This window comes from Methanofollis formosanus (assembly GCF_019633745.1).
GTDB lineage: Archaea > Halobacteriota > Methanomicrobia > Methanomicrobiales > Methanofollaceae > Methanofollis > Methanofollis formosanus.
This window is the reverse complement of record NZ_CP037968.1, coordinates 2158087-2185010: the sequence shown is the minus strand read 5'-3', so window position 1 is coordinate 2185010 and position 26924 is coordinate 2158087. Positions and strand designations below refer to the sequence as shown.

The window sequence follows — 26924 nt, the reverse complement described above, 5'->3', positions numbered from 1 at the left end:
ATGTTTGCACTGCCAGTTGAGATAGCGCTCGTAAAGCGGTTCAATCTGGCCTCTGAGATTCAGAGTGGCGTCACCTCCAGGACTATCCCGCCATTGGGATACCGCTCCACGACATATTTGCGCCCGGGCAACTGGTCTCGCATCTCAGCAAGCATCCACCACGCCATCTCGACCTGATTACCAGAGACTTCGATCTCATATATATTTTCCTGAAGGAGCAGCGGAAGATCGCCGTCTTCCAGTTCGAGAACCCCATATACGACCGTTCCGTCTTCGGTAATCTCATCGAAAGGTCTGGCCGTGTTGGCCGCGATTCTTTTGAGCCTTTCCCGCAGCTGGACCGAGTCCTTGAAGGCCGAGGAGCAGAAGTGGACCTTCGGGTCGTCAAGAAGAGGAGCGGCCCAGGCCTCTGCCCCGCCGACGGCATTGTGGAGACCGTCCTCAAGGTCGAGGTTCCGTTCCCGCATGGCCACGGCATTGGTCTCGCTCCACTCGAGTTCGTTGATGTTGAGAAAATCGAGTTCAGGCAGGATCGCGGCGAGGGCTTCGATGCCCGGGAGAGACGGAACCTCGATCCCGATGGAAAACCCGAGATCGCGGGCGGTCCGCACCGAGGCAGCGTACGGACCGGCCAGGATATCGGCCCAGTGTTCCTGCGGCGGGTGGAGACGGACCTCGTCCACGAGCCCGCGGAGAGGTTCGAGCTGCGCCTTCGTGGGGGCGATCCCGGTATAGAGGTGGATATGATGGTCGGGCCCGAAATGCTCCTTGAGAAGACGGCAGTACGAGACGACCTCGTCCAGCACCAGGAAGGGTTCGCCGCCGGTGACGCCGGTGCCGAGCGCGCTCATCATCTCGGCCTCCTCAACGATGTCGTCTGGGCTCTTCACCAGTCGGTCGTTCGCGTAGACCACCTCCCGTCCCCGGCGCGTCTCGGAGAGCGGACAGTACCAGCAGTCTCTCCCGCACACCCCGGTCACGAAAAGAACCATCTTCGCCCCCTCATAGCAGAGGACACACCCATCAGAGAGATGCGGCCCGCAGCCGCCGGTACGACCCGTTTCGTCTGTGTTCATAGAACCCGTCCACCGTATATGTACGTACGGTCATCCTTAACCATATCCTAGACGGCATGGCAGGCCCATTTGAAAAACATAAATATCGCACCGATGTACATCGGTACCATGATTCGGGCACAGGACGATGAAGGACTCTCTGAAGTAGTGGGTTTTGTCCTCCTCCTCGGCGTCCTCGTGCTTGCACTCTCGGTTTATCAACTCTATGCGGTGCCGGCAGCAGGGCGGGAGAACGAGATCGCGCATATGAACCAGGTGAAAGACCGGTTCACCGACTACAAGATCGCGCTCGATTCGCTCTGGGTGAACCACCTGAACGGCGTCACTCTCTCGACGGCCTTCGACCTCGGGTCGGGCACGGCGGCGACTGAGGGCGGAGGGATCGCTCTTCCCGTCCTCGCGCCGGTGGGGTCGTCGGGCGCGGTCGAGGTCAGGTCCGACGCAGGGGCCGTCACCATCGCCACCGGCGACAACCCCGGCGGGGTGAGGATCCCCCTGGGCCTGGTGCAGTACGTCTCCGGGAACAACTACTGGGTCGATCAGACCTGGACCTACCAGATGGGTGCGGTCTTCCTGACACAGGAGGGGGGAACGACCGTCCGGGTGGCCCCCCCGCTCTCGGTCTACAACATCAACAATACCACGGCCGCCGTGCGGTTCACCCCGGTGAACATCACCGGTTCGGCCCTCTTCGCCGGGTCAGGTCCGGTGCGGATCGAGTCGCGGCTGCGGGACATGCCGCCGTACGACCTTGACGGCCTCTACGAGAATGTGACGATCACCGTTGAGACCGGAGATGCCGGGAAAGCGCAGGCCCTTAAACAGGTCTTCCGTGAGGCGACCAGAAACGGCGGCGTGCCCGCGGAGTGGTACTCGGTCGGCACCGACGCCGGGGGAACAGTATCCATCCGGGTCGACGGCCCCGGGCCTGAAGGAACCCCCGACGTCGCCCTCAGTGTCACGACGGCAGATTATGCAGTGACGGTCTTCAATGCGGCATCCCTGATCGAGTGAGGCGAACAACGATGGCATACCTGCAAAGACCAGACGAGGAAGGCGTCTCTGAGATCATCGGGAGCGTCCTGTTGATCGCTCTGGTGGTGCTTGCGGTGGCGATCGTGGTGGTGACGCTCTTCTCCCAACCCCATGTGGCAGAGGTGCCGCACGCGAGCATCGTCGCGGGAAACTCCAGCAACGGTTCATTTATCCTTTTCCATGAAGGCGGCGATCCCCTTGCCGAGGGGAAGTACCGGGTCTATGTCGATACCGGCGCCGGACTTGAGGACAGAACGGCCGCGTTCAACCTCACCGGGAACGACAGCCTCTGGTCGATCGGCGAGACCCTCACCTATACGGGCCAGGGCAGACCCGAAAGGGTCGTTGTCTCGGCCGTCGATACCAGAGGCGGCGAGATTGTCATTGCCGAACCCTCCTACCAGAGAGATCGAGGCGGGGCGGACGGCGGGGGGTCACAGGCGGACGCCGGGGGTTCGGGCACGGTACCGACCGTGAGACCAACGACGATCCCGACCACGACGCCGACGACAATCCCGACGACGATCCCGACCACAATACCGACAACGCCGCACCCCGTCACAGGCCACGACATCACCCTCATAACAGAGCACCCGAAAGAGGGGGTAATCAACGGCGGCGGCACCTTTGCATTCAGGGTCACCGGTCTGTGGTCCTCCATCAACGTCGACGGACAGTATCAGGCCCTCTCCCCTGGCGACCGGGTCGAAATCACGTTCTTAAGCGACCAGAAAGGCCTCATCCATATCGGCATATCTTCGATCAGTACCTTTGAGTTTCCTGACGTCAGGGTCAGCGTCAACGGCGAACTCCTCGGCGAGGGTGCGATCGGTTTCGGCGACATCTGGATCGGCGGCTACGACGACCTGAACTCCACTCTCACTCTCTCGGTCGAGCCGAAGAACAAATGGACCTACTTCGAAGTCGACGACGAGGTCGTCGTCGAGGACTGGAAAGACAGGAGCGGGTTTGTCCTCACCCACCTCATCCCCGACTCATTCGGTGTGATGAACCTCGACCTCATCAGCATCAGCCATGTTGGCAAATCCGTGTACTATGACGGCGGGGCGGAGAGTTACACCATCCTCTAGCCAGAGAAACAATAAGGACAGAACGATGCAGACCGACACCGCCGCCAGCGAACTCGTCGCCGTCATGGCCCTCATCGCCATCTTCGTAACCGCGGCGGCGGTCGTCGGCGTCGCCATCCTCTCCCACCCTCCAGGCGATCTGCCCCCCGCGATGCTCGCCCACATCGAGACCGAGGACGAGACCGTCTCCGTCTACCACGACGGCGGCGACCCTCTCGAACGCGGCCATTTTCTGATCCTCATCAACGGTGTTGACCGGACGGGCGACGCCGTCCTCATCAACGCCTCAGGCGTCGAGGAGCACGACTGGACGTCATGGGCGACCGGACAGACCCTCGTCCTCCGCGACGTACCGGCAACCGAGAGTCCCGACATCCGGATCGTCGCCGAAGGTGTGGAGGGCACCGGCACCGATTGGCTTCTCCACGACCTCGGGAACGGCACGGCGATCGAACCGACGGTGACACCGACCGCCGACCCGACGACCATACCGACGACCGAACCCACCCCGGAGCCCCTCACGGCAGACTTCACCGCCGAGCCGACGACAGGCACCGCACCCCTCACCGTCCGGTTCACCGACCGTTCCGTCGGCGGCCCGACTGCATGGTCCTGGGACTTCGGCGACGGCACGCACTCGACCGAGCGGCACCCCCTCCATACCTATACTGAGCCGGGGATCTACACCGTCAGCCTCACCATAGCCAATTCCGGCGGCTCCGACGATCTCACCAGGACCGGATACATCATGGTCTACCGGTGTTCCTCCCCGGGCATCACAGGAACCTATTACCCGACCAGAGACTTTACCGGCACGTCAGTCCAGAGACTCGACCGGAGGATCTGGTTTGCAGACCGGAAAGCCAACACGACACCCTGGATCCGGGCCGAGACCGACGAATATGACTGGCCCCAGTCAACGCTCGGGAAACAAGACCAGTTCAGTGTGATCTACGAGGGATACCTCGTCGTGCCGGCAGACGACACATATACGTTCTACCTGTCCTCTGACGACGGTTCGAAACTCTGGGTGGATGCAGTCGCAGAGAGCAACGAACCCCTGATCGACAACTGGGGCTACCACAAGGTACAGGAGAAGACAACATCGGTCCATCTCACTGCAGGGCCCCACCCGATCCGGGCAACCATGTTCGAGAACGAAGGGGAGGCCGTCTTCCACCTGGAGTGGTCCTCCTCCGCCTTTGAAAGACGGCCCGTCGAATCCTTCTGCCAGGGCCCACCCGCGATCGAGACCAACTTCACCGCCGATCAGACATCAGGAGAGGTACCCCTCACCGTCCGGTTCACCGACCGCTCCGTCGGCGACCCGACCGCATGGTCCTGGGACTTCGGCGATGGTGAGACCTCGACCGAGCAAAACCCGGCACACACCTACGACGCACCGGGCACCTACACGGTCAGCCTCACCGCCACCAACCTCTTCGGCTCACACACGACAGCCAAGACAGACTATATCACCGTCACATCCCCTCCGACGGGATACGAGGTCAGGCTCAACACGGCAAACGGCAAAGCCGGCCATCTCATCCCGGGTACGTACCTGGAATTCAGAGTAACAGGGGCCGACTCCTCTGTGAACATTCAGAATGAACACTACGATCTCGAGATCGGCGACATGGTGCGACTTGAAATCAGAGAGAATGGTTATGGCCACATCGATATCAACGGTCCGATGATCTCACAATTCGACTACGACGATGTGACGCTGTACATCAACGGAGACGAGAAACAAAGAGGAAATATCAGAGGGATCTATATCAGGAGCCATGACTCCCTCACCTCGACCCTGACACTGAACGTCCCGTCAAAACAAAAGTGGACAGATCTCAGAGTGGATGACAGATCCATTGTCTATGGAACAGACAGCCAGGAGATTGTCCTCTACAACCTGGTGCCGGCACAGGACGGCAGAATGAATCTGAACAACCCATCCAACAGCATCTGGTTCACCGGATCGGTCAGCCATTACTCCCTCCGCTGATTCTCTCCGGGGGCTTGAACATCCCTTCGAACCGAAGTGCTTTTTTTTCTGGGCTTGTAGAATTGGACATGAGGTGAGAGGACGCCTCAAGCATACCACATGAAAAGTTTTTCATGGTAATTCACCATAACCCCCAGTTCAAGCATACGCGATGAAAATTTCATACCAAATTTGATCAATTCTTGACCCTCATCCTTCCGTTCGAGGGGTGAATCGAAGTCGAACATCGTGCCGCCCCTCCGCTATCTTCGTCGTAGGGGTCCGACGGGTGCAACCCCCCGGTGCGAGACGACAGTGGAAGTTCTACAATGAGAGCGGCATGTCGGATCATCATGCCTTCCCATACCATACGCGCCTGGGGCCCTGCCCCCGGATCCCCGGGATGAAGATTGGGGTGGAAGGCGGAGCAATGAATATGAAAGGGGGGTTGCAGTCCCCCGCCTATCGCTCGCGCGGGGGGTTCGGGGGGCGGCACGCTCCCCGTCGAAGAGAACCATCAAGATGATTTACCATGAAAATAATCCTGACGATCCTCTCTTCAGGTTTTCATGAGAGTTTGAACTTGCCATATCCCGTTGAAGCCGATACGCAGAGGATAGAATATTCTTCTGATGGATCGGCCGCCCCCATCGACGAGATTTCCCTGCCATCTCGCGCCGGGGGGAAACCCCCCGGACCCCCCACGACGAAGATAGCCGGGGGGCGGCGATGGAACACGATCCCCCCAGATTCTCCTGTCTTGAATAGAGAGAGAGAGCAAACGACGAGAAATGTTCATCCCGTATGCTTGAGCCCAGGGTTCATGCCCGATTCTACAAAGCCGAAAAAATCATTTATTCTCTCTGCGGGCGGCACGTCAGATCGGTCTGCCTTCCTCCATCAATCACGCCGGGATCGCCGGCACCGAAACCCCCAGGATGGCGATTGAAGCGGCGAAGGAAGAGAAATGGCCGGGAAGACTCTTGATCCTGAGGATTGATCGAGACCAGAATACTTTCGGGATATGCTCAGAGGTCATTCCAAAACTCTCCGGCCTTGCTATGTGACCTGAAGATTTTTCTGAAGTACGGCTTCGTTCAAGAGATTGCTGCCGCCCCGTCCCTATCTTCGTCGTGGGGGGACCCGGCGGGTCTCCCCCCGGCGCGAGAGAGCAAGGAAACACTCTTTATCTCTCTGTGGGCGGCAGATCGATCATCATGCCTTCCTCCATTCATCACAATGGGGGCAGCGCCCCAGGAATCCCCGGGATTGTGATTGAAGCGAGGAAGGCAGAGGAATAATGGCTGAGAAGAGTCTCGATCTCTCGATCGATCGAGCCCCGGATACATTTGGGATATGCTCATGGTAATCGCTCTTGAGGCGAAAGGACGCCTCATGCCCAATTCTACAAAGCCCAAAAAAGAGAACGATCAGATCGGACAGGTCAGTCCCGGCAGATCGACACGCTCCTTCACCGGTTCGGTGTAGTCATCGAACCAGAGTGCGGCCGGATTGCGCTTGAACGCCATGAACCGCCCGATATTTGCCGGGTCGGCCGCCTGATGATACTTGAAATACACACACTCGTCGGTCAGACCCGCAATCTCGATCTTCCCGCTCATATGGGACATCACCAGCTTCGCCCGCTTTGCAAGCCCCGAGACCTGTGCCTTTGCTTCCTCAAAGATCTCATAGGTCTCCTCGATCGGGACCTGAAACATCCCGTTCCCTCGCGTCGGACGGCACTGGAAGACATAGTACGGCGGCACCCCGATGAACGAAAGTTTTTTGAACAATTTCGCGAGCACCTCCGGGTCGTCGTTGACCCCGCGCAACAGAGGCGTCTGGTTCACCACCACCGCCCCGGCCTCCATCAGAAGAGAGAGCGCTTCCACCGCCTGGGTGGTGAGCTCACGCGGGTGGTTGAACTGGGCCATGATATAAATCCGCTTCTCCGGTGTCGAGTAACGCCGGATCATCTCCAGCAACGCAGGGTCCTCCGTGATCCTGAACGGATTGAAGGCCGGCATCTTGGACCCGATTCTGATGATCTTCACATGCTCGATCGCCCGCACCGCGCGCACGATCGGTTCGAGCTTCGACGTGGACATGATCAGCGGGTCTCCTCCGGTCAGGAGGACGTTCGTGACCTCAGGATGGTCCCTGATATAGGCAAGTTCCTCGGTCACGTCCCGCGTCACCTCGGCGCCCCTCTCGATGAACAACCGTTTTCTGAAGCAAAATCGACAGAACGACCCACAGACATCCGAGACCAGGAGCAGGGCTGTCTCCCGGTACTTATGCTGGAGTCCCCTGGCCACCGTGTAATTCTTCTCCTGCGAAGGGTCGAGGACGCCCCGATCATCCAGCTCCATCGGGTCGGGAACCGCGATCCTCCGGATCGGATCCACCGGGTCATCCCAGTCGATGAGAGAGAGATAATATTCGTTTGAGCGGAAGGCAAACGTATCTTCGACCTTCTTGAGGCGGGTCTTTTCTTCAACATTCAGGGCATCGATCTGGTCAACTCGTGTCAGGTATCGTGGTTTCATCTCCATTCACCTCCGTTTACCCGGATCTGTCCTGGACCAGCCAGGAAAGGTACATTTCACTCAAAAAACCGGGCTCGGACAGCATAGAGCACCCCCATACTCATGCCGTCCGGGTATAGCACAAGATCCTATACCCCCGATGATATAAAAAGATATAGACAATCGGAAAGATGGTTAGTCCTTCCAAAAACGTCGTTTCCGACGCTCTCGACCCATAGAGAGGATATCGACCATGTACTTCCCTTCATTCCCCAGACCGACCACCATATCATCGCTCTGGGCGAGTTTCTCGATATTCAGTTCATAAGACCCAGGGCCGACGATACGGATCGACTCGACGCGCTCATAACAGTCTACCGGCCCGGGCGCCTCGTCCCTGACCTCAAGCGCCTCTTCACCGGTTTCTTCGGCGATCTCTTCGACCGACTTCTCCTCCAGCACATCATCGTGCCGTCGCTCATCCCTGACATAGAGGAACTTCTTGCCTCCACAACTGGGACAGCCCTTCAGGATCTCGGTCGAACCGTCTTCAAATTCCCGTCCGCACCTGGTACACTTATGTGGCATTTCACCTCACCGTGAGGAGACCCATGCACTGATCAGGCCCTCGTCCTTTTTCAAGGTTTTGAGCTGGTTTGCCGGCCCGATCACCGTGAGCCTGGACTCTTCAGGTTTCCTCCCTACAAACCTGGATAAAAAGCCTCCGAACCCTTCGCCCCCATCCTTCGCCGGATAGGTCTCGATTTCTATCCCTGCAAAACCACCGGGACTGATCTCCATCATCGTCACTTCGATAAGCTTGCTCTGCTCCTCAGGGGCAAGCCCGCGCTCGAGCACGACGATCCGGCCGGCCCTGACATTGTCGAGGATCAGCCTGATCTTCTCCATCACCCCCAATCTCTCCATTCTATCCGCAGAGACAAAATCGATCTGGACTCCCTGGATCATCTGAATCACCCGAAGACCTGAGTCATCGTTTCATAGAGCGATTCGACATTCTTCCCCTCCATCCCTGAGATCTGCACCACCGGGTGCTGGGGGAAGGCGGACCTGATCCGTTGCGGCGCAGCGTCCGGGAGATCGATCTTGTTGGCGACGATCACGACCGGGAGTTTCCTGCTCTCGACGATCCCGATCATCATGATGTTCACCTGCATGAAGGGATCCTGCGTGGAGTCGAGCATATAGATGACGCCGTCGAGATCGCCGCGGAGCCAGTGCATCGCCTCAGCGACACCTTCGGTCGCTTCCCTGGCCCGCCTGACCGCCTCGTCCTTCTCCAGGCCATACTCCAGGAACTCATGATAGTCGATCTTGGTCGTCACGCCGGGGGTATCGACGATATCGATTGAGATTGAACTCCCGTTCGTCCCGGTGATCGTGATGTCCTCTTTGCGACGGGCCCGCCGGGTCTCGTGGGGTATCTCGCTCACCGGCCCGACCGCGTCGCCGCTCCAGTCTCTCACGATTCTATTGGCAAGCGTGGTCTTCCCTGCGTTGGGAGGGCCATAAATCCCGATCCGTGAGTGTTTCTTTCCGAAGAACGTCCGGAAGAATTTAGATGCCTTCGCTTTTGCCCGAAACAGAAAATTCATTACTCCATCCCCTATACAAAAATTACCATCTATTCATTAGAAGATTGCTCACCTCGGTATAAATAATACCCTATATTGGCGAAGATATCACCGAGGAGCATACGAACACGATTTCCGAAATATCCTCCAGTATTCTTTTATAGGGGAATCTCATAGTAGTGTTTTGTCTGGAATTATCCAGAGAACAGCGACCCTCGGGGTGAACTCATGTCAAATGGACGAGACACGATGTACCTTGAAACAAGAGTTCCACTGAAGGAAATAATGAGGGTCAACCCCACCACCATCGAGGCTGAGGCAACGGTCGCAAAAGCCGCAGCCCACATGTGCCGTGATGAGGTCGGGAGTTGCATCGTTCTTTCAGGGAACATTCCCACCGGAATCGTCACCGAGCAGGACATCAACTGCAAGGTCGTCGCAAAGGATCTCAAACCCAGTTCAGTGTATGTCAAGGAGATCATGAGCACGCCTCTGATCACTATCGAGACCAGACAAACGGTTGGGGAAGCTGCACAGATGATGATTCAGCACCGGGTGAGAAGACTGCCGGTGGTCGAAGACGGGAAAGTGACCGGGATCGTCACGGTCAGGGACCTGCTTTCCGTTGCAAACGAACTCAACGAGGTGATGTCCGACCTGATCGTCATCAACCGCGACGAGAACTTTGCCATGGGCGTCTGCGACCGGTGCGGGCAAATGAGCGACAACCTTATACAGGTGGACTCAATGCTGCTGTGTGAAGACTGTCGGGAGGAGGAGCGCTTGAGATGAAGGTGGCTGAAGATATGATGGTGAAGACCCCGGTCCTCACCACAGGCGACCCCATGACCAGGGCACGCCAGGTGCTGCGCGACGATATCTTCCGTGAGATCCCGATCACCAATGCCAGAGGGCGTTATGTCGGGTATATCGACATCACCGATGTGCTGAAGATCACCGAGACAAAGTCCGATGTGCTCATCGAGGGTTTTGTCCGCGAAGGGACCACGGTCCCATCCGACCTGCCTCTCATCCGGGTCGCCCAGGCGATCCGGGAGAACGGGACCGACACTGCCACCGTCGTAGACGATGATCGGAACGTGCTGGGAAGTGTGATGCTCTCAGAGATCTTTCCGGTTCTCTGCACGCGTGAGAACCTCCGCGGCGAGATCGGAGACTATATGCTCCGACCCCCGCCGGTCTGCGAGGCCTCGGAAACCGTCGGCAGGGTCTATGCACAGATGCTCGACAGAAACATCACCGCCTTCGCAGTGATGAAGAACAATACCCTCACCGGGATCATCTCGAGGAGGGACATCTTAAATAACGGCAGGGTACGAAAAAGCCTTGAACGGGGGGGGAAGGTGCCGGTCGAGAGCGTCATGGTGACGCCGCCCATCACGATCGACATTGCAGAGCAGATCAGAGCAGCAGCAGAGCGCATGGTCGAGCACGATCTATCGCAGATGCCGGTCATGGACGGCAAAAACCTTGTCGGGATGATCGACAGGCATGGCGTATTGAAAGGGCTCAACGTGAAGGAATGATGCTATGCACCAGAACTGGCAGAACACAAAGCAGGGCGACAAACTCTTGAAAATGCCCGGAAAACTGGACCGCGGCCCGATCGATTTCAAGTCTCGCGTCTTTGAGACCGATGGAGAAGTGATGGGCGTCGCGACCAGAGATGTGATCTCGGCCCCACCAACCACCCGCATCATCGATGCCGTCGAGATGATGACAAGTTACGGGTTCCGCAGGCTTCCGATCACCGACGCCGGAACCCACCGTCTGCGCGGGATCGTCACCGCACGGGACATCATCGACCTCCTCGGCGGAGGAGACCACTACAACCTCGTGCGGGTCAAACACCACGGTAACCTCATCGCCGCGATCAACGAGAGCGTCCGGTCGATCATGACCCAGCGGGTCAGGACCATCCCGGACTCGGCCTCGGTCGCCGAGGTCACCGAGACGATCGTCACTCAGAAGATCGGTGGTCTGCCGATCGTGAACGACGAGGAGGTTGTCGTCGGGATCGTCACCGAGCGCGATGTCATGAAGGCACTCGCCACCGAGGAGACCGACGTCGTGGTCGAAGAGGTGATGAGCGCCGGCCTGCGGGTCACCGGTCCCGACACACCCATCGGTACCGTCACCAGGGAGATGATCGCACACGGGTTCAGGCGTCTTCCCATCGTCTCCGACGACGTCCTTTTCGGGATTGTTACGGCATCGGACATCATGAAATATCTCGGGAACGGCGAGATTTTCAACAGACTCTCCACCGGCGACGTGGGTGAAGTGATGGCCCTGCCGGTTCGCACGCTCGTCTCAGGCGACCTGTACACCACGGTCCCTGAGACCAACATCAATGATGCGGCACTGAAGATGCTGCAGAAAAAGGTCGGTGCACTCCCGGTCATCGAAGACGGGAAACTGATCGGCCTGATTACCGAATTTGATCTGGTAAAAGCGTTTTCCCAGGAGTGAATGAGATGAAGGCGGAGGAGGTGATGTCATCACCGGTCAGAGTGGTCGCGCCAGATGACACGGCCGCGTATGCGAGAAACCTGATGATCAAACACAAGATCTCTCGCCTTCCGGTCATGGAAGGGGACCACATCGTGGGGATCATCACCAAAAAGGATCTTGGCCATCGCCTCCGTCAGACCGAACCGGTCTGGCGGAGAAGGCCGATCGACCGCATCCCGGTCTCCATTCTGATGACCCACGAGCCCATGACCATCGGGCCGGAGACCGGGATCCGGGACGTCGCCGCCATCATGATCGACCGGATGGTCAGCGGCCTGCCGGTGGTCAAAGAGGGAGAACTCCTCGGTATCGTTACCAAGGCAGATGTCCTCAGGTCGGAGGCGGCGGGCACCCTCAGCGTGCCGGTCACCGGTCTGATGGAGGAGGCCGTGATCGTGAACCGTTATCACTCCCTCGACCACATCATCGACCTCCTCTCAGAGCGGGATGAAAAACTGGTTGTTATCAACAACAACGGAACCCTCGCGGGTATCATCACCGAAACCAACCTCGCATTCTTCGAATACGCGAACGAGTCCGGGGGCATACCCGAAAAAGATATAAAAATGCTGAGGAAAGAAGCATCTGGTGGAAGAAAGGCATTCAGGTATGTAGCTGAAGTCTCGGCAATCGCGGAGGACTTCATGACCCACCCGGTCCTGACCGCTCCCCCCGAGACCACCGCCGCCGAGGCGGTGCAAATGATGGTCGACCACCGCATCAACAGCGTGGTCATTACTCGAGGAAACGAAATCCTCGGTATCGTGAAACGGGACAATATCTTACAGGAAGTGGCAAAATGAGCGAAGACATGTACATCTACATCAAGGACGTGATGACCAAACCAGTCACCATCGCCAAGTCCGCACCCATCACCGATGCTCTCGAAAAGATGCTGGACGAGAATGTCGACCCCCTCATCGTCACCGACAACGGGTCGGTGATCGGCATCATCTCACGGGAGGCGATCGCCGACAAACTCGGGAAGAAACGGAACTCCGACATTTCACCCACCAAGATCCACGTCGCAAACACCGTTTCAGTCGAGTACACTGCCGCCTACCCGGACCAGGGCATCGAAGTCCTCCCCGCCCTCCTGCAGCACGCAAAGATCGTGGTGGTCTTCGATAGCGACCACAAACTCATCGGCCAGGTGAGTTACGGCGATCTCCTGCGGGTTCTCCAGCCCTCGACTTCTCTCAAGGAGGTGACCGAACCGGTCTTCTCCATCAACGCCGAGGAGCGGGTCGTCCATCTCCGCCGCCGGATGGTGGACGAGGGACTCTCCAGGTTCATCGTCTCCGACGAGAACGGCGACCCGATCGGGATCGTCACCGAGACCGATGTGGCCAGGTCGATGCAGGCTTTCCGTCAGCTCGTCGAGGGGAAATATCAGGACCACCGGATCCGGAACCTCCTGGTCCGCGACATCATGTCCGCACCCCTCATCTCGGTCGGCTCAGAGCAGTCGCTCTCTGCGATCATCGACCTGATGCTCAAGAAGAAGATCAGTTCGGTGGTCATCTCCGACGGGAACAACCGGGTCGCCGGCGTCGTCACTCGTTCGTCGCTGATCCGGGCGCTCTGAGAAAACAATAATTGTACCCTTTTTTTTCGTAACTTTATGAGGCATCAAGAACGAAAGGTCGGCACAGGAGAGCAACCTGGCTGACAGAACTCTCTTCCGCCTTCCCGCCTCAATCTTCATCCCGGGGTTTCGGGGACGGCGCCCCGGCACCGAGGTTTGGGAAGGCATGGTGGAATGATCAGGTGTGCCGCCCCCAATTGCAGAATCTTTCCTGTCATCTCGCGCCGGGGGGCTGCACCCCCCGGACCCCCCACGACGAGGATAGCCGAGGGGCGGCAATGAAGTGGCGGTCCCATGTGGTTCATGCTCCGAAGAGGGAACAAGAATCCACCCACCAGAGACCACCAGGAAATTTTCATCCCATATGCATGAGGCAAGAGCCCCATGCTGAACCGATGAAAACCTACACATTGAATTCTATTTCTGATTTCAATGGGGTTTTCATGGAAATATGATCCCGATGATCGGCTTTCCACGTCTGGATGATGACTTACCCTCTTCAGGATCCCTCAAGGACGATACGCAGAGAAGAAATACACCCTCTGAATGATTCTGTCTTCTGCCTTCCCGGCCCAATCGCAATCCCGGGGGTTCCGGGGGCAGAGCCCCCGGCGTGAAGATGTGGGAAGGCGTGATGATCCGACGTGCCGCCCCGATCATAGAATCTTCCCTGCCATCTCGCGCCGGGGGGCCGCGCCCCCCGGACCCCCTCGGACAGAAGATAGGTGGGGGCGGCGATGGGGTGAGGTTTCCACGGGTTCTCCTGTCTTGAAAAGAGAGCGATCAAGCGACGAGAAATTTTCATCACGTATGCTTGAACCTGGGGTTCATGAAAAATTACCATGAAAATCGTCCCGGAGATCCGGCGCGTATGGTGTGAGAAGGCGTGATGATCAGACGTGCCGCCCTCAATTGCAGAAACTTCCCTGCCGTCTCGCGCCGGGGGCTCTGCCCCCGGACCCCCCACGACGAGGATAGGGGGGCGGCGATGAAGCGACGAGAAATTTTTCATCCCATATACTTGAGCCCAAGGTTCATGCCCGATTCTACAGAGCCCAAAAAACTGTTTTTTCCGATGATGCACCTTTGAGAAAACACCTTTCTCTCATATGAAGAGGAGGGCGTCAATTCTGTTAAAAGGAAATCAACCATGCGTACACTCCGTACCTCTTTGAACTCAGAGTGATACTCGGTAATACGCTGATTTTGAAACGGAGGGCGCCGCCACCCCGTCGCCGGAGTGATGTTCCCGGGCTGCGAGGTCTCGTACCGGCCGTTTTGATTTGATCCGGAACTCCGCAAGATGGGCGATGCCGTTGAACGGTTACTCCCGCTGAATTGAGGCGTTCAAGATGATTCTCCCGGGCATGAACGCTCTGAGTCCTCATTCTTTGGCCTGATCACCCGGCATGCACCATGATGGTCCAGTGAATTATGGGATGAGCTCGCTATAAAGGGGGGTCGGGCGGTCCGTTCCGGATGAGCGGTCATGTCGCGGACGACACTTTTACACCAACGGTCGTGAGGCGACGCCTTCACAGATCGTAAAATTAAATTAATTTGAGATATAACAAAACAAATTGTTGACGAGTCCGCCACGGCATCATACACCGGAGGCGATTATCAGCCCCCAGACAGTTATCCCGCACCATAATGCCAGAACGGACAGTCCGTTCGGATTCGCATGCCAGATCAGCAAAAAATTGGAGGAAGTACATAATGAAAAAAGCAATGTTGCCGGCACTGCCACCCATCCTGCCAGCGGGAGCGGCAGGAAGCTGCCCGCAGATCGGGCAGTTCGTGACCTACGATAATGATCTACAGGAGGAAACCCACGTTTCTAACTGTGAAGAGTATCCTTGTTGCAATCACCAACGTCTTTTCAGTGCCGATCTCAGGAAGACAACGATACCTTCAACCGACATACGTCTTCGAGGGACTCGTCCAACGGGGGACTCGATCGATGAATTCAAACATGCCACTGATGTGGTCATATCCCTTACTACCAGGCCTTATCCCATTATGGGTAGCACCTTGAATTTCCGGGTCCCGTCCGATATTATAGGGAAGGAGGGGTGCCCTGTATCGCTGCCGGCGCGCTGTGCACTCGCCACCGAGAAGGCGACGGGAAAACTGACCTGGCAACAACGTGCATCGCCATCTGAGATCCTAGCATCGCCTAAGGTGCAGCGTAGGATTGCAATACTGCGTGACCAGAACGATGAGGAGTGTGAGGGCGATGATTGAGGGGTCAGATAGGGCCAGGGGGGAGGATGCCCCGCGGGCCCTTATGCTCGATCACTACGCCACAATTGCAACAACGCTTCTTATAGCACTTCTTCTGGCGATTACTCCTGTTTCTGCTGTTTCCTTTTGGGACCACGAGAGTCTTATTTATGATCCTGATAAGGGCGCCACTTACTATACTGTCCCGGCTCCAGGTTATTACAACAAGTTTACTGTTCAACACTCTATGGTGGCTGTTAACGTTGATTCTGGGATCAACCCGTATCTCACTGACGATGGTTGGGTGTACGGTCCTTCAGGGCTGGGTGGTCAGAGTATGGTGGAGTGGGCGGCGTATTCGGAGACCAGTGACTCTATGCCATATTCTGAGTTTGTTGATTGGTTGGTAGCGGTGTATGATCTGGATCCCTTTGTTGTTCATCAGAATTCTGTGCAGTTGCAGGCGTGGTACGATGCGTTTACGGCTGCTGGTACAGGTCAACTGTGGTATGATGAGACTCATTATTCACTTAACGGTGGATGGTTCATCGATGCCGGTCATCCCAATGGACCTCCTCAGGGCAAGTATCTGATAGGCGATGGTTTGCCTATTGGTGGGCGATCTATTCCGCTTGAACTTTATGATGACGGTTTTGGCTTGTATAGTTACTTCTGCAAGTTCGAGATTGGTAATACGGTATCTTCCGGGACGTATACGTATGTTATAGGTAACTCCGCCTGGGAAGAGTATATTGCCGACCTGCAGAATCAATCGTCAATATTACCAATATTCGAAAATCTTACTGAGTCGTGTTTACTGAATATGAGCACTTCCGGCACTCCAGGATCCAACCCATATGTCGCTTATTCCTTTGAGCCGGTAAATCTCGCAACCGGGAATTATGTTTACCAGTATCAGGATCTCTTCATTGAGGGGCGTGGACTACCCCTGGCAATTACCCGTTCTTACAATTCTCTGAATCCCCTGAGCGGGCCATTCGGTTCCGGTTGGACATTTAATTACAACGTGAAACTGGCAGGAATCAACGGCAGTGAAGATATACTGGTGATCAGGGAAGACAGTCGCACGGATGTGTATAATGCCAGTTCCAACGGCACCTATTCTCCACCCCCGGGAATCTTCGATATATTGACCAGGAATGCAGATGGTTCCTACACTCTTGAACGAAAAGATCACATAACGTATCTCTTTACCCCGACAGGTCAGCTGATCAATATCGCGGATACCAATGGGAATCAAATAAATCTTACGTATACCGGCAATAATCTCACTCAGGTGACAGATCCCTCCGGGAGAGAACTGACCTTCACCTATGATGCAGCAGGACGGATCATTTCAATCACCGATCCCATAGGCAGGATTTTGAGGTATACCTATGATGCGGATGATAATCTGGTCCGGTATACCAATCCTGATGGCGGAAATTTCGATTATACGTACGATGAGAACCACTGGCTGACCTCAATAACAAATCCCAGAGAAATCCAGATCGTGACCAATACGTATGATGGCAATGGGCGCGTTGTCAGCCAGAGCAATGCTCTGGATGCGGCAACCACGTTCAGTTATGATACAAAGAACCGGATAACGACCGAAACCGACCCGTTAGGAAGGAGTACCCTGTACACCTATAACGACCTCTTCTGGGAGCTCAATGAGACTGATGCACTGGGCAATATCATTTCTTACGCATATGACGGGAACGGAAACAGGATCAGCGCAACCGATGCGAATGGCCATACCACTACATCCTCCTATGATGCGAACGGGAACATCATCCAGGTTACCGATCCATCAGGTCACAGCTCCACCCATACCTACGATTCAAAGAATAACCTCCTGAGCAGCACGGATGCATTGGGGCGCCAGGAAACATTCGACTACGACGCAAACAACAATCCCGTTCAGATTACCGATGCGTTGGGATCTGTTACGACTTTTACGTATGACCAGTACGGACAGGTGATAAATGCCCAGGATGCCAACGGGCATGGTACCACCCATACCTATGACACCTATGGCAATCCGATTGACATCACCGATGCCGTTGGGAATACAGAAACATTCTCCTATGATCTTGTCGGGCGCCAGGTTGGTGCAACCGATGCCAGAGGCAAGACCAGTTCGTTCAGTTACGATGCACTCGACCGGCTTCTCAGTATTACCGATCCATTAGGCCATAGCGCGACCTCTAGCTATGATGGTGTCGGGAACCGGATCAGCTCTACCGATGCCATGGGGAGCACGACACGTTACACCTATGATCCCCTCAACCATCTCACTGAAGTCACCGATCCCCTGAGCGGGACGGTGAGTTACACCTATGACTCCGTGGATAACCTCGTTTCGATGAACGACGCGAACGGCCACACCACGCAATACACGTATGATCCCGTGCACCGCCTGACCGCCGTTACTGATCCCCTGGGACATATCACGAATTACAACTACGATGCAGCCGGCAATACGATCAGTTCCACGGACAATAATGGAGACACAACCCACCTCACGTATGATTCGTTAAACCGGCTCACCGGAATAACGTACCACGACCTGACAACGGTTCGTTATACCTATGACGCTGTCGGGAACCGGCTGGCGATGACTGACAGTTCCGGGACGACGCGTTACGCATATGACGAGCTCAACCGGCTGACAGGCGTTACCGGTCCCGGCGGTCAGCTTGTGGAATACGGCTATGACCCTGTCGGCAACCGGATCGGGATGACGTATCCCGATGGCAGGACGGTTTCGTACGCATATGATAACGTTGACAGGCTGAGTGGCGTGACCGACTGGACCGGCAACACGACCAGTTATGGTTACGATGCGAACGACAATGTGGTGAACATGATGTATCCCAACGGGAGAGAGACGGGATACACGTATGATAACGGCAACCGTTTGATTAACCTGGTCAATAAGGATGGAGCGAGTGTAGTCTCCGGGTACGCGTATACGCTGGATGCCGTCGGGAACCGCCTGCAGGTCACGGAAACCGGGCCGGACAACTCATCCCTGACTACCGCATACGAGTATGATGTACTGAACCGCCTGCACACGGTGACGTACCCCGGTACAACAGTGACCTACACGTACGATCCCATGGGCAACCGCCTGAGTATGGCCACAAATGCCGGTAACGCGAGCTCGACAATTTCCTACACGTACGATGCAGGTGACCGGTTGCTGAGTGCCGGCGGGACCACCTACACCTATGACAACAACGGCAACCGTATTGAAAAGAATGAAGCCAATGGGACAACGTCGTATGGGTATGATGCTGCCGGCAGACTGGCCAGCGTATCAGTGCCGGGAAGTACCTCACTTACCTTTGCATACGACGGAGATGGCAACCGTCTCAGCAAAACCGTCACCAGCGGGAATACAACAGAAAGTAACCAGTATGTATGGGACGTCAGCGCTGGCCTGCCACAGGTTCTTACCGAAACCGATGGACAGGGTACATCTCTTTCCCTGTATGGCCTGCAACGGATCTCCACGACTGATCCTCCGGGAGGACAGATCTATTATCAGTACGATGGGCTGGTAAGCGTACGCGATCTGAGTGACAGCAGTGGATCCACCGTAAATTCGTATTCGTACGATGCCTTTGGCGAACCGGATCTTACAACCGATCCGGTGGATAACGATTTCCTGTTCACCGGCGAACAGATGGATCCTGAAACCGGATTGATCTATCTCAGGGCACGGTATTATGATCCGGAAACCGGGCGGTTTATTTCAAAGGATCCGTTCACCGGGTTTGCTTCAGTCCCCGCGAGCCTGAACAGGTACACGTACGTTCACAATAATCCTGTCCGGTTTACGGATCCGAGCGGAAAAGTGGTCTGGTGGGTCCCGGGTGTTGCCGGCGCTGCTGTTAACGATGCATGGTATATAGGGGGGGTGATCGGAACCTATGCAGCAACTGGTGAAAACACGTTTAGTTGGTGCACATTAGCAGGTCGTACAGCGGGTGGATTTGCCGGGGGATCGGCGGCTGCACTCGCAGCGGGATCATTAAACCCCGTTGCTGTTGGTGCTGCATGGGGTGCAGTTGAGTATGGTGTTGATACTTATACACAAAACAAGCTTTCTTCAATAGGAGTTCCAGGAAGTACGGAAGAATTCTCCTGGGAAGGTCTTGCAGTTTCTACCGGTGGTGGTGCGATTTCAGGAGGAGTGGGAAAGAAAATATTTTCTCCAAACGTGGGAAGAAATCCAAAATCCTTAATCCCAGCACTGACCGGAAGACAAATGCAGAAGGAAATACAAAAAAGTCGCTTTGGAAACATCGTTAATGCCGGCCTAGGAATAGGCGTTGATAGCACCCTGGAACACATTGCAAACGGTGGAAAGTGATCGGGTTATCGAACGGATTCAATGAAGAGGGACTAAAAACTCAATAGAATTTTTATGAGGTGTTGTCAAAGATGATGGAGAGAAAGGAAATCGTACGTTACGTATTGTTGATTCTCTGCGCTTTTGTCCTTTTTGCTATTCCCTGGGCATCGGTTATCGGCATACAAGACCCGGGTCTTATTGAAACAATCAGATTATTTCAACGTATTGCGGGCGTGGGAATTTTAACGTATATTGTTATAACAATTATTTATCAAATCTATCAAAAATCACTGGCACAGGAGATGAAGGAAGAAGAGATCAAGGAGGCCGATCAGGAAGATACCCGACAATCGCTTTTCAAGCCAACAATTGGAGTATTAATATTTTTTATGATATTTACATTCAGTCCTGCATTTGATATCATCTATTCCTTGATTAAAAATGAAGTGGATTTCAATCATACTAGTTGCTCATTTGTAGTGATTACAATTTTTATCTTGATGTGGTACATAACGCCTGTTTTCATCTTTAAAGAGGATTCAGTGCAGATTAAATCATTTCTGTTTTACTTTTTTCGTATTGACTGGAAAACCGTGATAAAATATACGGATATCATAGCAGTGAAACCTGCTCCGAAAGGAAAAGTAGGTGAAGAATTCCGCAGATATAGGCTTGAGATAGTTATGAATGGAAAAAAGAAGATAAATATCCTTACGTTTTATAATAGCGACATAGTCGCAAAGATCTATTTGCGGTTCAGGGAAAAACTGGGGGATAAGGTAAAATTGGAATGACGTATCCTTTTTTCCGCCATTCGCACACGGTGACGTACCCGGGTACAACGGTGGCCTACACGTACGATCCCATGGGCAACCGCCTGAACATGGCCACGAATGCTGGTAACGCGAGCTCGACAATTTCCTACACGTACGATGCAGGTGACCGGTTGCTGAGTGCCGGCGGGACCACCTACACCTATGACAACAACGGCAACCGTATTGAAAAGAATGAAGCCAATGGGACAACGTCGTATGGGTATGATGCTGCCGGCAGACTGACCGGCGTATCATTGCCGGGAAGTACCTCACTTACCTTTGCATATGACGGAGATGGCAACCGTGTCGGCAAATCCGTAACCAGCGGGAATACAACAGAAAGTAACCAGTATGTATGGGATGTCAATGGCGGCCTGCCACAGGTTCTTACCGAATCTAATGGACAGGGTACATCTCTTTCCTTATATGGCCTGCAACGTATCTCCATGACCAATTCGTCGGGAGAACAGATCTATTACCAGTACGACGGGCTGGGAAGCGTACGCAGCCTGAGTGACAGTGGCGGAATCACCGTAAATACGTATTCTTACGATGCCTTCGGCAAGCCGGATCTGATAACCGGTCAGGAGGATAACGACTTCCTTTTCACCGGGGAACAGATGGATCCTGAAACCGGACTGATCTATCTCAGGGCACGGTATTATGATCCGGAAACCGGGCGGTTTATTTCAAAGGATCCTTTCACCGGGTTTGCTTCCGTCCCCCCGAGCCTGAACAGGTACACGTACGTTCACAATAATCCTGTCCGGTTTACGGATCCGAGCGGGAAAGTGGTCTGGTGGGTCCCGGGTGCTGCCGGCGCTGCTGTTAACGATGCATGGTATATAGGAGAGGTGATCGGGACCTATGCGGCAACAGGTGAAAACACTTTTAGTTGGTGCACATTAGCAGGTCGGACAGCAGGAGGATTTGCCGGGGGATCGGCGGCTGCACTCGCAGCGGGATCATTAAACCCCGTTGCTGTTGGTGCTGCATGGGGAGCAGTTGAGTATGGTGTTGATACTTATACACAAAACAAGCTTTCTTCAATAGGAGTTCCAGGAAGTACGGAAGAATTCTCCTGGGAAGGTCTTGCAGTTTCTACCGGAGGTGGCGCGATTTCAGGAGGAGTGGGAAAGAAAATATTTTCTCCAAACGTGGGAAGAAATCCAAAATCCTTAATCACGGCACTGACCGGAAGACAAATGCAGAAAGAAATGCAACGACGTCTTTTCGGAAACATAATTAATAACGGCCTGGGAATAGGCGTTGATAGCACCCTGGAACACATTGCAAACGGCGGAAAGTGATTGGTTTATCGAACGGATTCAATGAAGAGGAACTAAAAAAATTAATTCTTTAGAAAGATTCACGTACGGTTCTTAGAAGGGGAGGGTCAGGCAACTTGCTCTCCCTATTCGACACTATGAAAATGATCCTGAATATCATCTCTTCGGATTTTTATGAGAGTTTGAACCCATCAAATCCCATTGAGGCCGATACACAGAGGAGAGAAACTTCCTCAGAGATATCGGCCGCCCCCAATCGTCGAATCTTCCCCGCCGTCTCGCGCCGGGGGAAACCCCCCGGAACCCCCCACGACGAGGATATGCGGGGGCGGCAATTGAGTGAGGTCTCCACCGATTCTTCGGTCTTGAAATGAGACCGCAAGCGACGAGAAATTTTCATCCCGTATGTTTGAGGCGTGCTTTCGTTTCATGAGTGATTCTACAAAACCAACCCCACAACAGTCAGAGAAAAACCCGACACGACCCCTATAAGGTACTCTCCTGACGCCCCGCCCGCCAGGAACAGATCAATGTGTTCTTCACTTCTTCCTACGAGTATATTTCAGGAGAAGAGCCATGGAACTCAACCCACGCCAACCGGTCCGCCCGAACAGCGACGTTCCATCACTCGTACGCGCCATGAGTATGACCGGGTTCCAGGGCAGGAAACTGGGAGAATCGGCCAGAGTCTGGTCAGAGATGATCCAGGACCCTGACTGCACCATCATCCTCGGTCTCTCCGGGGCCATGGTCCCGGCCGGTATGCAGGAATGTCTCATCGAACTGATCGCCCACCGATACGTCGACGCCATCGTCTCCACCGGCGCAAACATCTTCCACGACATCGCCGAGCACCTCAGTATCCATCACTATCTGGGCCACCACTGCGTCGACGACGCGGCCCTGTACGACAAGGGGATCGACCGGATCTACGACGTCTTTGCGTATGAGACCGAATTCAGAAGCGTGGACTTCCGCGTCGCCGCCTTCGCCGAGAGCCTCGCCCCCTACCACGCCTCCTCGGCAGATTTCATCCGTCGCCTTGCCGGACATATCACCGATCTCGCACCCGACGGCAGGTCGTTCACCGCCACCGCTGTGCAGGCCGGCGTCCCGATCTTTGTCCCGGCCCTCTGCGACTCGTCGCTCGGCATCGCCCTCACCGTCGCCCGCCGACGGGGGGCGGAGGTCGCGATCGACCAGATCGCCGACGCCGACGAACTGACGGCGATCGTCGAGGGCGCCCGAAAAACCGGCGTCGTCTATGTCGGCGGCGGCGTCCCGAAGAACTTCATCCAGCAGACTCAGGTGATCGCTTCGATGCACGACAACGAACTCGGCGGCCATGCTTATGCCGTCCAGTACACCTCCGACGCCCCCCACTGGGGCGGACTCTCCGGGTGTACCTTTGAAGAGGCGATCTCGTGGGGAAAAGAGTCTCCTGAGACCAGAAGCGTCCAGTGCTTCTGCGACGCCACCATCGCCCTGCCGATCGTCACATCGGCCCTCCTCGGGAGCGGGCTTGTACGGGCCCGCCCGGGCCAGGGCTAACCACAACCATTATTAAGAATTCAAACGAATACTACTGAACACCATTCATGGAGCAGCGCTCTGCGTTGCGAGTATCCAAGGATGCGCAATTCGAATGTTGAGGTAGCCAAGCCTGGTATGGCGCAGGTTTGCTAAACCTGTGTCCCCCTGGGACTCGAGGGTTCAAATCCCTCCCTCAGCGCTTTGACCAGATCTGACGAGGCGATCAGATGGATCAAGAAGAAGAAATCAAGTACTTCGTCCGGGTCAGAGACACCGACCTGGACGGCACGAAGATGGCGCTCATCGCCCTCACCGGGATCAAAGGGATCGGGCGGCACGCTGCAAAGATCATCACGCAGCAGGCCGAGATCAACCCGCGTGCGATCCTCGGCAAGATGGGTGACGACGAGATCGAACGGATCCGTACCGCAGTTGACAACTACACGTCAAGCGTCCCTACCTGGATGCTGAACCGTCCCATCGACGTCCTTTCCGGCAAGCCCAGGCACCTCATGGCCAGCGAAGTTTCGCTCACCCTGGAAGAGGACATCAACACGATGCGCAAGGTCCGCAGTTACCGCGGGATCCGCCACGAGACCGGCCAGAAGGTCCGCGGCCAGCGCACCAAGTCCACCGGCAGGACTGGCACGACCGTCGGTGTGAGAAGAAAGAAGGCCTGAGTGAGGAGGCAGAAAGATGGGATATCCAGGCAAGAATCATAAGACCTACTCCACCCCGAAGCGCCGGTTCGAGAAGACCCGCATCGAGGAGGAAGTGAAGATCGTCATCGAGTACGGCCTCAGGAACAAGAAGGAACTCTGGAAGGCCCAGAGCGCCCTGCGCAAGTACCGCAAGGCCACTCGTGAAATCCTCGCCCTCGAATCCGCGGGCACCGACCCCGCACGGGCCGAGACCAAGAAGCAGCAGCTCCTCAACCGTCTCGAGCGCTACGGCATGGTCGGCAGCGAGGCCGACATCGACGACGTCCTCGCCCTCAAGACCGAGCAGGAACTCGAGCGCCGACTGCAGACCATCGTCTACAGGAAGGGGCTCGCCCGTTCACCCAAACAAGCCCGCCAGTTCATCACTCACGGCCACATCGCCATCGGCGGTCGCAAGGTCACCATCCCCGGCTACATGGTTCCCAGGGAACAGGAAGGCCAGGTCGAATATTACGGGCACTCTCCGCTCGCCACCGAGTCGCACGCTGAGCGCTCCAGGATCAGCGGGAGGTAATCATGGCAAACGAGAAGGAAAAATGGGGTGTCGCACACATCTTCGCCTCGTTCAACAACACCATCATCACGGTCACCGACCTCTCCGGTGCGGAGACCATCACCAAGAGCAGCGGTGGGATGGTCGTCAAGCAGGACCGCAACGAGAGCTCGCCCTATGCGGCAATGCAGATGGCCAACAACGTTGCCAACACCATGAAGGAAAAGGGCATCATCGGGCTCCATGTGAAAGTCCGCGCTCCGGGCCAGGGCAAGCAGCGCAGCCCCGGGCCAGGCGCCCAGGCAGCCATCAGAGCACTTGCCCGTGCAGGCATGCGTATCGGTAAGATCGAGGACGTAACCCCGGTCCCGCACGATTCGATCCGTCAAAAGGGTGGGAGACGCGGAAGGAGAGTCTGATGCAGATCGAATTTGCCAGAATTGATGATGACGCCGCTCGCTTTGTGTTGAGCGACGCCACCCCAGCGTTCGCCAATGCCCTGCGCCGTGCCATGATCGGTGAGGTGCCGACGCTCGCCATCGAAGATATCAGGATCTATGATAACTCCAGCGTACTCTTCGATGAGATTCTGGCACACAGGCTCGGATTAATCCCGATAAAGACTGACCTGTCCCGTTTTGTTCTCCAGAGCGAATGTTCCTGCGGCGGCGAAGGGTGCCCCCTCTGCATGGTGAACTTCACCATGAGCGTCGAGGGACCCAGGACCGTCCTCTCCAGCGACCTCATCTCAGACGACCCGGACACCAAACTGGTCCATGATGACATCCCCATCGTCAAACTCTTCGAGGGGCAGAAGGTCGTCCTTGAGGCTCGCGCCGTCCTGGGCATCGGGAAGCACCACGCCAAGTGGCAGCCGACCAATGCCTGCGGGTACAAAGAGTACCCGGTCATCACCGTCTCTGAGAACTGCGACGGGTGCGGCATGTGCATCGACGAGTGCCCACGCGGGGTACTCGAACTGAAGGGCCGGACGATGGGCGTGGTCGAAGGCAAACTTGAGGAGTGCTCGCTCTGCAGACTCTGCGAGAAAGCCTGCCTGACCACCGGCATCGGCGAAGAGCCCGCAGTCACGGTCACCGCAGACAGCTCACGGTTCATCTTTGTCGTGGAAAGCGACGGGTCCATACCTGTTCTGACAATAATCGAAAAAGGACTGGAATTCATCAGGAATCAGTCGACGGATCTCTCAGATACATTGAGTGAGATAGCCGGAGTGAATTAGATGGCAAAGAGGACTAACCAGAAGACGAACCCGCGCCTGACGCACCTCATCGCGACGCTCAAAGATACCGCGCGCGAGAACGACGCGAAGGTCTGGCGGGCCATCGCACAAAATCTGGAGTCACCCAGCAGAAACTACGCTGAGGTGAACATCGGAAAGATCAATCGGTACGCCCAGGACGGCGAGACGATCCTGGTGCCCGGCAAGGTGCTCGGGAGCGGCGTGCTCAACCAGAAAGTATCGGTCGCAGCGCTGACCTTCTCCGAGTCGGCGGTCAGCAAGATCACCGGCCTTGACGGCAGCTGCATGACCATCGAAGAACTGATCCAGGCAAACCCGAAGGGCTCTGGCGTGAGGATTCTGAGGTGAGAGCAATGGTGACGATTATCGACGCAGAAGGAAACCTGCTCGGACGACTTGCGAGCAACGTCGCAAAGCGCTCACTTCAGGGCGAAGAGTTCGTGATCGTGAACGCCGAGAAGGCGATCGTCTCAGGCAAGCGTGCCATGGTGCTGGCCAACTACGAGCAGAAGCACCAGCGCGGCTCAGTCGAAGGCGGCCCGTTCTTCCCGCGGCGTCCCGACCTCATTATGAAGCGGACCATTCGCGGCATGCTCCCGTACAAGCGCCAGCGCGGCGCCGATGCCCTGAAGAATATCATGGTCTACACCGGCGTGCCGGCCCAGTTCCAGGGCAAGGAATTCGAGACCATCGAGACCGCAGGGATCGAGCGGCTGAACAACCCGAAGTATGTCACGCTCGGCGAGATCAGCAAGATCCTTGGTTCCAAGTTCTGAGGTGA

General features: G+C 55.8%; 24 protein-coding genes and 1 tRNA gene. 20 read left to right on the top strand and 5 right to left on the bottom strand.

Annotation, left to right across the window (positions count from 1 at the left end; all coding sequences use genetic code 11):
- Positions 1-59: 59 nt before the first annotated feature.
- Positions 60-1076: a radical SAM protein gene (locus E2N92_RS09995; protein ID WP_220681028.1), complete on the bottom strand. Its 1017-nt coding sequence runs from the start codon at positions 1074-1076 to the stop codon at positions 60-62.
- 108 nt (positions 1077-1184) lie between these two features.
- Here E2N92_RS09995 and E2N92_RS09990 point away from each other — a divergent pair, with 108 nt between their 5' ends.
- Genes E2N92_RS09990 through E2N92_RS13725 form a run of 3 tightly spaced genes read left to right on the top strand, consistent with a single transcriptional unit; the run spans position 1185 to position 5204 of the window.
- Positions 1185-2090 carry a hypothetical protein gene (locus E2N92_RS09990; protein WP_220681027.1) on the top strand — a complete coding sequence of 302 codons (906 nt, stop codon included), beginning with the start codon at positions 1185-1187 and terminating at the stop codon, positions 2088-2090.
- A gap of 11 nt (positions 2091-2101) precedes the next feature.
- Positions 2102-3202, top strand: a complete 1101-nt coding sequence (locus tag E2N92_RS09985) for a type IV pilin domain-containing protein (RefSeq protein ID WP_220681026.1) — start codon at positions 2102-2104, stop codon at positions 3200-3202.
- A gap of 25 nt (positions 3203-3227) precedes the next feature.
- Positions 3228-5204, top strand: a complete 1977-nt coding sequence (locus tag E2N92_RS13725; protein ID WP_281425775.1) for a PKD domain-containing protein — start codon at positions 3228-3230, stop codon at positions 5202-5204.
- 1409 nt (positions 5205-6613) lie between these two features.
- On the opposite strand, the gene E2N92_RS09970 is transcribed toward E2N92_RS13725, so the two are convergent.
- The 4 genes from E2N92_RS09970 to E2N92_RS09955 form a co-directional block, all read right to left on the bottom strand.
- Positions 6614-7735 carry a KamA family radical SAM protein gene (locus E2N92_RS09970; protein WP_220681025.1) on the bottom strand — a complete coding sequence of 374 codons (1122 nt, stop codon included), beginning with the start codon at positions 7733-7735 and terminating at the stop codon, positions 6614-6616.
- Positions 7736-7909: 174 nt separating this feature from the next.
- Positions 7910-8302 (bottom strand): Zn-ribbon domain-containing protein, encoded by a 393-nt coding sequence (locus E2N92_RS09965; protein ID WP_220681024.1) that lies wholly within the window; start codon positions 8300-8302, stop codon positions 7910-7912.
- Positions 8303-8308: 6 nt separating this feature from the next.
- The gene (locus E2N92_RS09960; protein WP_220681023.1) at positions 8309-8683 is read right to left on the bottom strand and encodes a DUF2073 domain-containing protein; all 375 of its coding nucleotides are present in this window, start codon (positions 8681-8683) and stop codon (positions 8309-8311) included.
- Between the two features lie 5 nt (positions 8684-8688).
- On the bottom strand, positions 8689-9330 hold the full coding sequence (locus E2N92_RS09955; protein WP_220681022.1) for an Era-like GTP-binding protein: 642 nt from the start codon (positions 9328-9330) through the stop codon (positions 8689-8691).
- Between the two features lie 207 nt (positions 9331-9537).
- Here E2N92_RS09955 and E2N92_RS09950 point away from each other — a divergent pair, with 207 nt between their 5' ends.
- The 17 genes from E2N92_RS09950 (at position 9538) to E2N92_RS09870 (ending at position 26919) form a co-directional block, all read left to right on the top strand.
- Positions 9538-10101, top strand: a complete 564-nt coding sequence (locus E2N92_RS09950; RefSeq protein WP_246589173.1) for a CBS domain-containing protein — start codon at positions 9538-9540, stop codon at positions 10099-10101.
- A complete protein-coding gene (locus tag E2N92_RS09945; RefSeq protein ID WP_220681021.1) occupies positions 10098-10856 on the top strand; it encodes a CBS domain-containing protein in 759 nt (252 codons plus the stop codon). The genes E2N92_RS09950 and E2N92_RS09945 overlap by 4 nt, the downstream gene beginning before the upstream one ends.
- A 4-nt stretch (positions 10857-10860) precedes the next feature.
- Positions 10861-11802 (top strand): CBS domain-containing protein, encoded by a 942-nt coding sequence (locus tag E2N92_RS09940; RefSeq protein ID WP_220681020.1) that lies wholly within the window; start codon positions 10861-10863, stop codon positions 11800-11802.
- Positions 11803-11807: 5 nt separating this feature from the next.
- On the top strand, positions 11808-12647 hold the full coding sequence (locus E2N92_RS09935) for a CBS domain-containing protein (RefSeq protein ID WP_220681019.1): 840 nt from the start codon (positions 11808-11810) through the stop codon (positions 12645-12647).
- Positions 12644-13432 (top strand): CBS domain-containing protein, encoded by a 789-nt coding sequence (locus E2N92_RS09930; protein WP_220681018.1) that lies wholly within the window; start codon positions 12644-12646, stop codon positions 13430-13432. Before E2N92_RS09935 ends, E2N92_RS09930 begins: the two co-directional genes overlap by 4 nt.
- A gap of 1719 nt (positions 13433-15151) precedes the next feature.
- Positions 15152-15679 (top strand): hypothetical protein, encoded by a 528-nt coding sequence (locus E2N92_RS09925; RefSeq protein ID WP_220681017.1) that lies wholly within the window; start codon positions 15152-15154, stop codon positions 15677-15679.
- A gap of 43 nt (positions 15680-15722) precedes the next feature.
- The gene (locus E2N92_RS09920) at positions 15723-20045 is read left to right on the top strand and encodes an RHS repeat-associated core domain-containing protein (RefSeq protein WP_246589172.1); all 4323 of its coding nucleotides are present in this window, start codon (positions 15723-15725) and stop codon (positions 20043-20045) included.
- A 71-nt stretch (positions 20046-20116) separates the two neighbouring features.
- The gene (locus tag E2N92_RS09915; RefSeq protein WP_220681016.1) at positions 20117-20821 is read left to right on the top strand and encodes a hypothetical protein; all 705 of its coding nucleotides are present in this window, start codon (positions 20117-20119) and stop codon (positions 20819-20821) included.
- A gap of 50 nt (positions 20822-20871) precedes the next feature.
- Entirely contained in the window at positions 20872-22152 is a 1281-nt protein-coding gene (locus E2N92_RS09910) for an RHS repeat-associated core domain-containing protein (RefSeq protein WP_246589171.1), read from the top strand.
- Between the two features lie 555 nt (positions 22153-22707).
- On the top strand, positions 22708-23682 hold the full coding sequence (locus E2N92_RS09905) for a deoxyhypusine synthase (protein WP_220681015.1): 975 nt from the start codon (positions 22708-22710) through the stop codon (positions 23680-23682).
- A gap of 96 nt (positions 23683-23778) precedes the next feature.
- Positions 23779-23863 (top strand) — tRNA-Ser (locus E2N92_RS09900).
- 28 nt (positions 23864-23891) lie between these two features.
- The gene (locus tag E2N92_RS09895) at positions 23892-24344 is read left to right on the top strand and encodes a 30S ribosomal protein S13 (protein WP_220681014.1); all 453 of its coding nucleotides are present in this window, start codon (positions 23892-23894) and stop codon (positions 24342-24344) included.
- Positions 24345-24360: 16 nt separating this feature from the next.
- Positions 24361-24900, top strand: coding sequence for a 30S ribosomal protein S4 (locus E2N92_RS09890; RefSeq protein WP_220681013.1), 540 nt, complete (start codon positions 24361-24363; stop codon positions 24898-24900).
- A 2-nt stretch (positions 24901-24902) separates the two neighbouring features.
- Positions 24903-25298 carry a 30S ribosomal protein S11 gene (locus E2N92_RS09885; RefSeq protein ID WP_220681012.1) on the top strand — a complete coding sequence of 132 codons (396 nt, stop codon included), beginning with the start codon at positions 24903-24905 and terminating at the stop codon, positions 25296-25298.
- On the top strand, positions 25298-26122 hold the full coding sequence (locus E2N92_RS09880) for a DNA-directed RNA polymerase subunit D (RefSeq protein WP_220681011.1): 825 nt from the start codon (positions 25298-25300) through the stop codon (positions 26120-26122). Before E2N92_RS09885 ends, E2N92_RS09880 begins: the two co-directional genes overlap by 1 nt.
- Complete coding sequence (locus E2N92_RS09875; RefSeq protein WP_220681010.1) at positions 26123-26491, top strand: 50S ribosomal protein L18e; 369 nt, start codon at positions 26123-26125, stop codon at positions 26489-26491. It begins immediately after the preceding gene.
- Positions 26492-26496: 5 nt separating this feature from the next.
- Positions 26497-26919 (top strand): 50S ribosomal protein L13, encoded by a 423-nt coding sequence (locus tag E2N92_RS09870; RefSeq protein ID WP_220681009.1) that lies wholly within the window; start codon positions 26497-26499, stop codon positions 26917-26919.
- Positions 26920-26924: the final 5 nt, after the last annotated feature.

Excerpts from the sequence above, each read along its gene's own strand:
- E2N92_RS09960 (WP_220681023.1), bottom strand. The coding sequence starts at position 8,683 with ATGATCCAGGGAGTCCAGATCGATTTTGTCTCTGCGGATAGAATGGAG.
- E2N92_RS09955 (WP_220681022.1), bottom strand. The coding sequence starts at position 9,330 with ATGAATTTTCTGTTTCGGGCAAAAGCGAAGGCATCTAAATTCTTCCGG.
- E2N92_RS09905 (WP_220681015.1), top strand. The coding sequence starts at position 22,708 with ATGGAACTCAACCCACGCCAACCGGTCCGCCCGAACAGCGACGTTCCA.
- E2N92_RS09935 (WP_220681019.1), top strand. The coding sequence starts at position 11,808 with ATGAAGGCGGAGGAGGTGATGTCATCACCGGTCAGAGTGGTCGCGCCA.
- E2N92_RS13725 (WP_281425775.1), top strand. The coding sequence starts at position 3,228 with ATGCAGACCGACACCGCCGCCAGCGAACTCGTCGCCGTCATGGCCCTC.
- E2N92_RS09890 (WP_220681013.1), top strand. The coding sequence starts at position 24,361 with ATGGGATATCCAGGCAAGAATCATAAGACCTACTCCACCCCGAAGCGC.
- E2N92_RS09995 (WP_220681028.1), bottom strand. The coding sequence starts at position 1,076 with ATGAACACAGACGAAACGGGTCGTACCGGCGGCTGCGGGCCGCATCTC.
- E2N92_RS09915 (WP_220681016.1), top strand. The coding sequence starts at position 20,117 with ATGATGGAGAGAAAGGAAATCGTACGTTACGTATTGTTGATTCTCTGC.
- E2N92_RS09880 (WP_220681011.1), top strand. The coding sequence starts at position 25,298 with ATGCAGATCGAATTTGCCAGAATTGATGATGACGCCGCTCGCTTTGTG.
- E2N92_RS09965 (WP_220681024.1), bottom strand. The coding sequence starts at position 8,302 with ATGCCACATAAGTGTACCAGGTGCGGACGGGAATTTGAAGACGGTTCG.
- E2N92_RS09950 (WP_246589173.1), top strand. The coding sequence starts at position 9,538 with ATGTCAAATGGACGAGACACGATGTACCTTGAAACAAGAGTTCCACTG.
- E2N92_RS09920 (WP_246589172.1), top strand. The coding sequence starts at position 15,723 with ATGCTCGATCACTACGCCACAATTGCAACAACGCTTCTTATAGCACTT.
- E2N92_RS09945 (WP_220681021.1), top strand. The coding sequence starts at position 10,098 with ATGAAGGTGGCTGAAGATATGATGGTGAAGACCCCGGTCCTCACCACA.
- E2N92_RS09870 (WP_220681009.1), top strand. The coding sequence starts at position 26,497 with ATGGTGACGATTATCGACGCAGAAGGAAACCTGCTCGGACGACTTGCG.
- E2N92_RS09930 (WP_220681018.1), top strand. The coding sequence starts at position 12,644 with ATGAGCGAAGACATGTACATCTACATCAAGGACGTGATGACCAAACCA.
- E2N92_RS09940 (WP_220681020.1), top strand. The coding sequence starts at position 10,861 with ATGCACCAGAACTGGCAGAACACAAAGCAGGGCGACAAACTCTTGAAA.
- E2N92_RS09875 (WP_220681010.1), top strand. The coding sequence starts at position 26,123 with ATGGCAAAGAGGACTAACCAGAAGACGAACCCGCGCCTGACGCACCTC.
- E2N92_RS09895 (WP_220681014.1), top strand. The coding sequence starts at position 23,892 with ATGGATCAAGAAGAAGAAATCAAGTACTTCGTCCGGGTCAGAGACACC.
- E2N92_RS09990 (WP_220681027.1), top strand. The coding sequence starts at position 1,185 with ATGATTCGGGCACAGGACGATGAAGGACTCTCTGAAGTAGTGGGTTTT.
- E2N92_RS09885 (WP_220681012.1), top strand. The coding sequence starts at position 24,903 with ATGGCAAACGAGAAGGAAAAATGGGGTGTCGCACACATCTTCGCCTCG.
- E2N92_RS09925 (WP_220681017.1), top strand. The coding sequence starts at position 15,152 with ATGAAAAAAGCAATGTTGCCGGCACTGCCACCCATCCTGCCAGCGGGA.
- E2N92_RS09985 (WP_220681026.1), top strand. The coding sequence starts at position 2,102 with ATGGCATACCTGCAAAGACCAGACGAGGAAGGCGTCTCTGAGATCATC.
- E2N92_RS09970 (WP_220681025.1), bottom strand. The coding sequence starts at position 7,735 with ATGAAACCACGATACCTGACACGAGTTGACCAGATCGATGCCCTGAAT.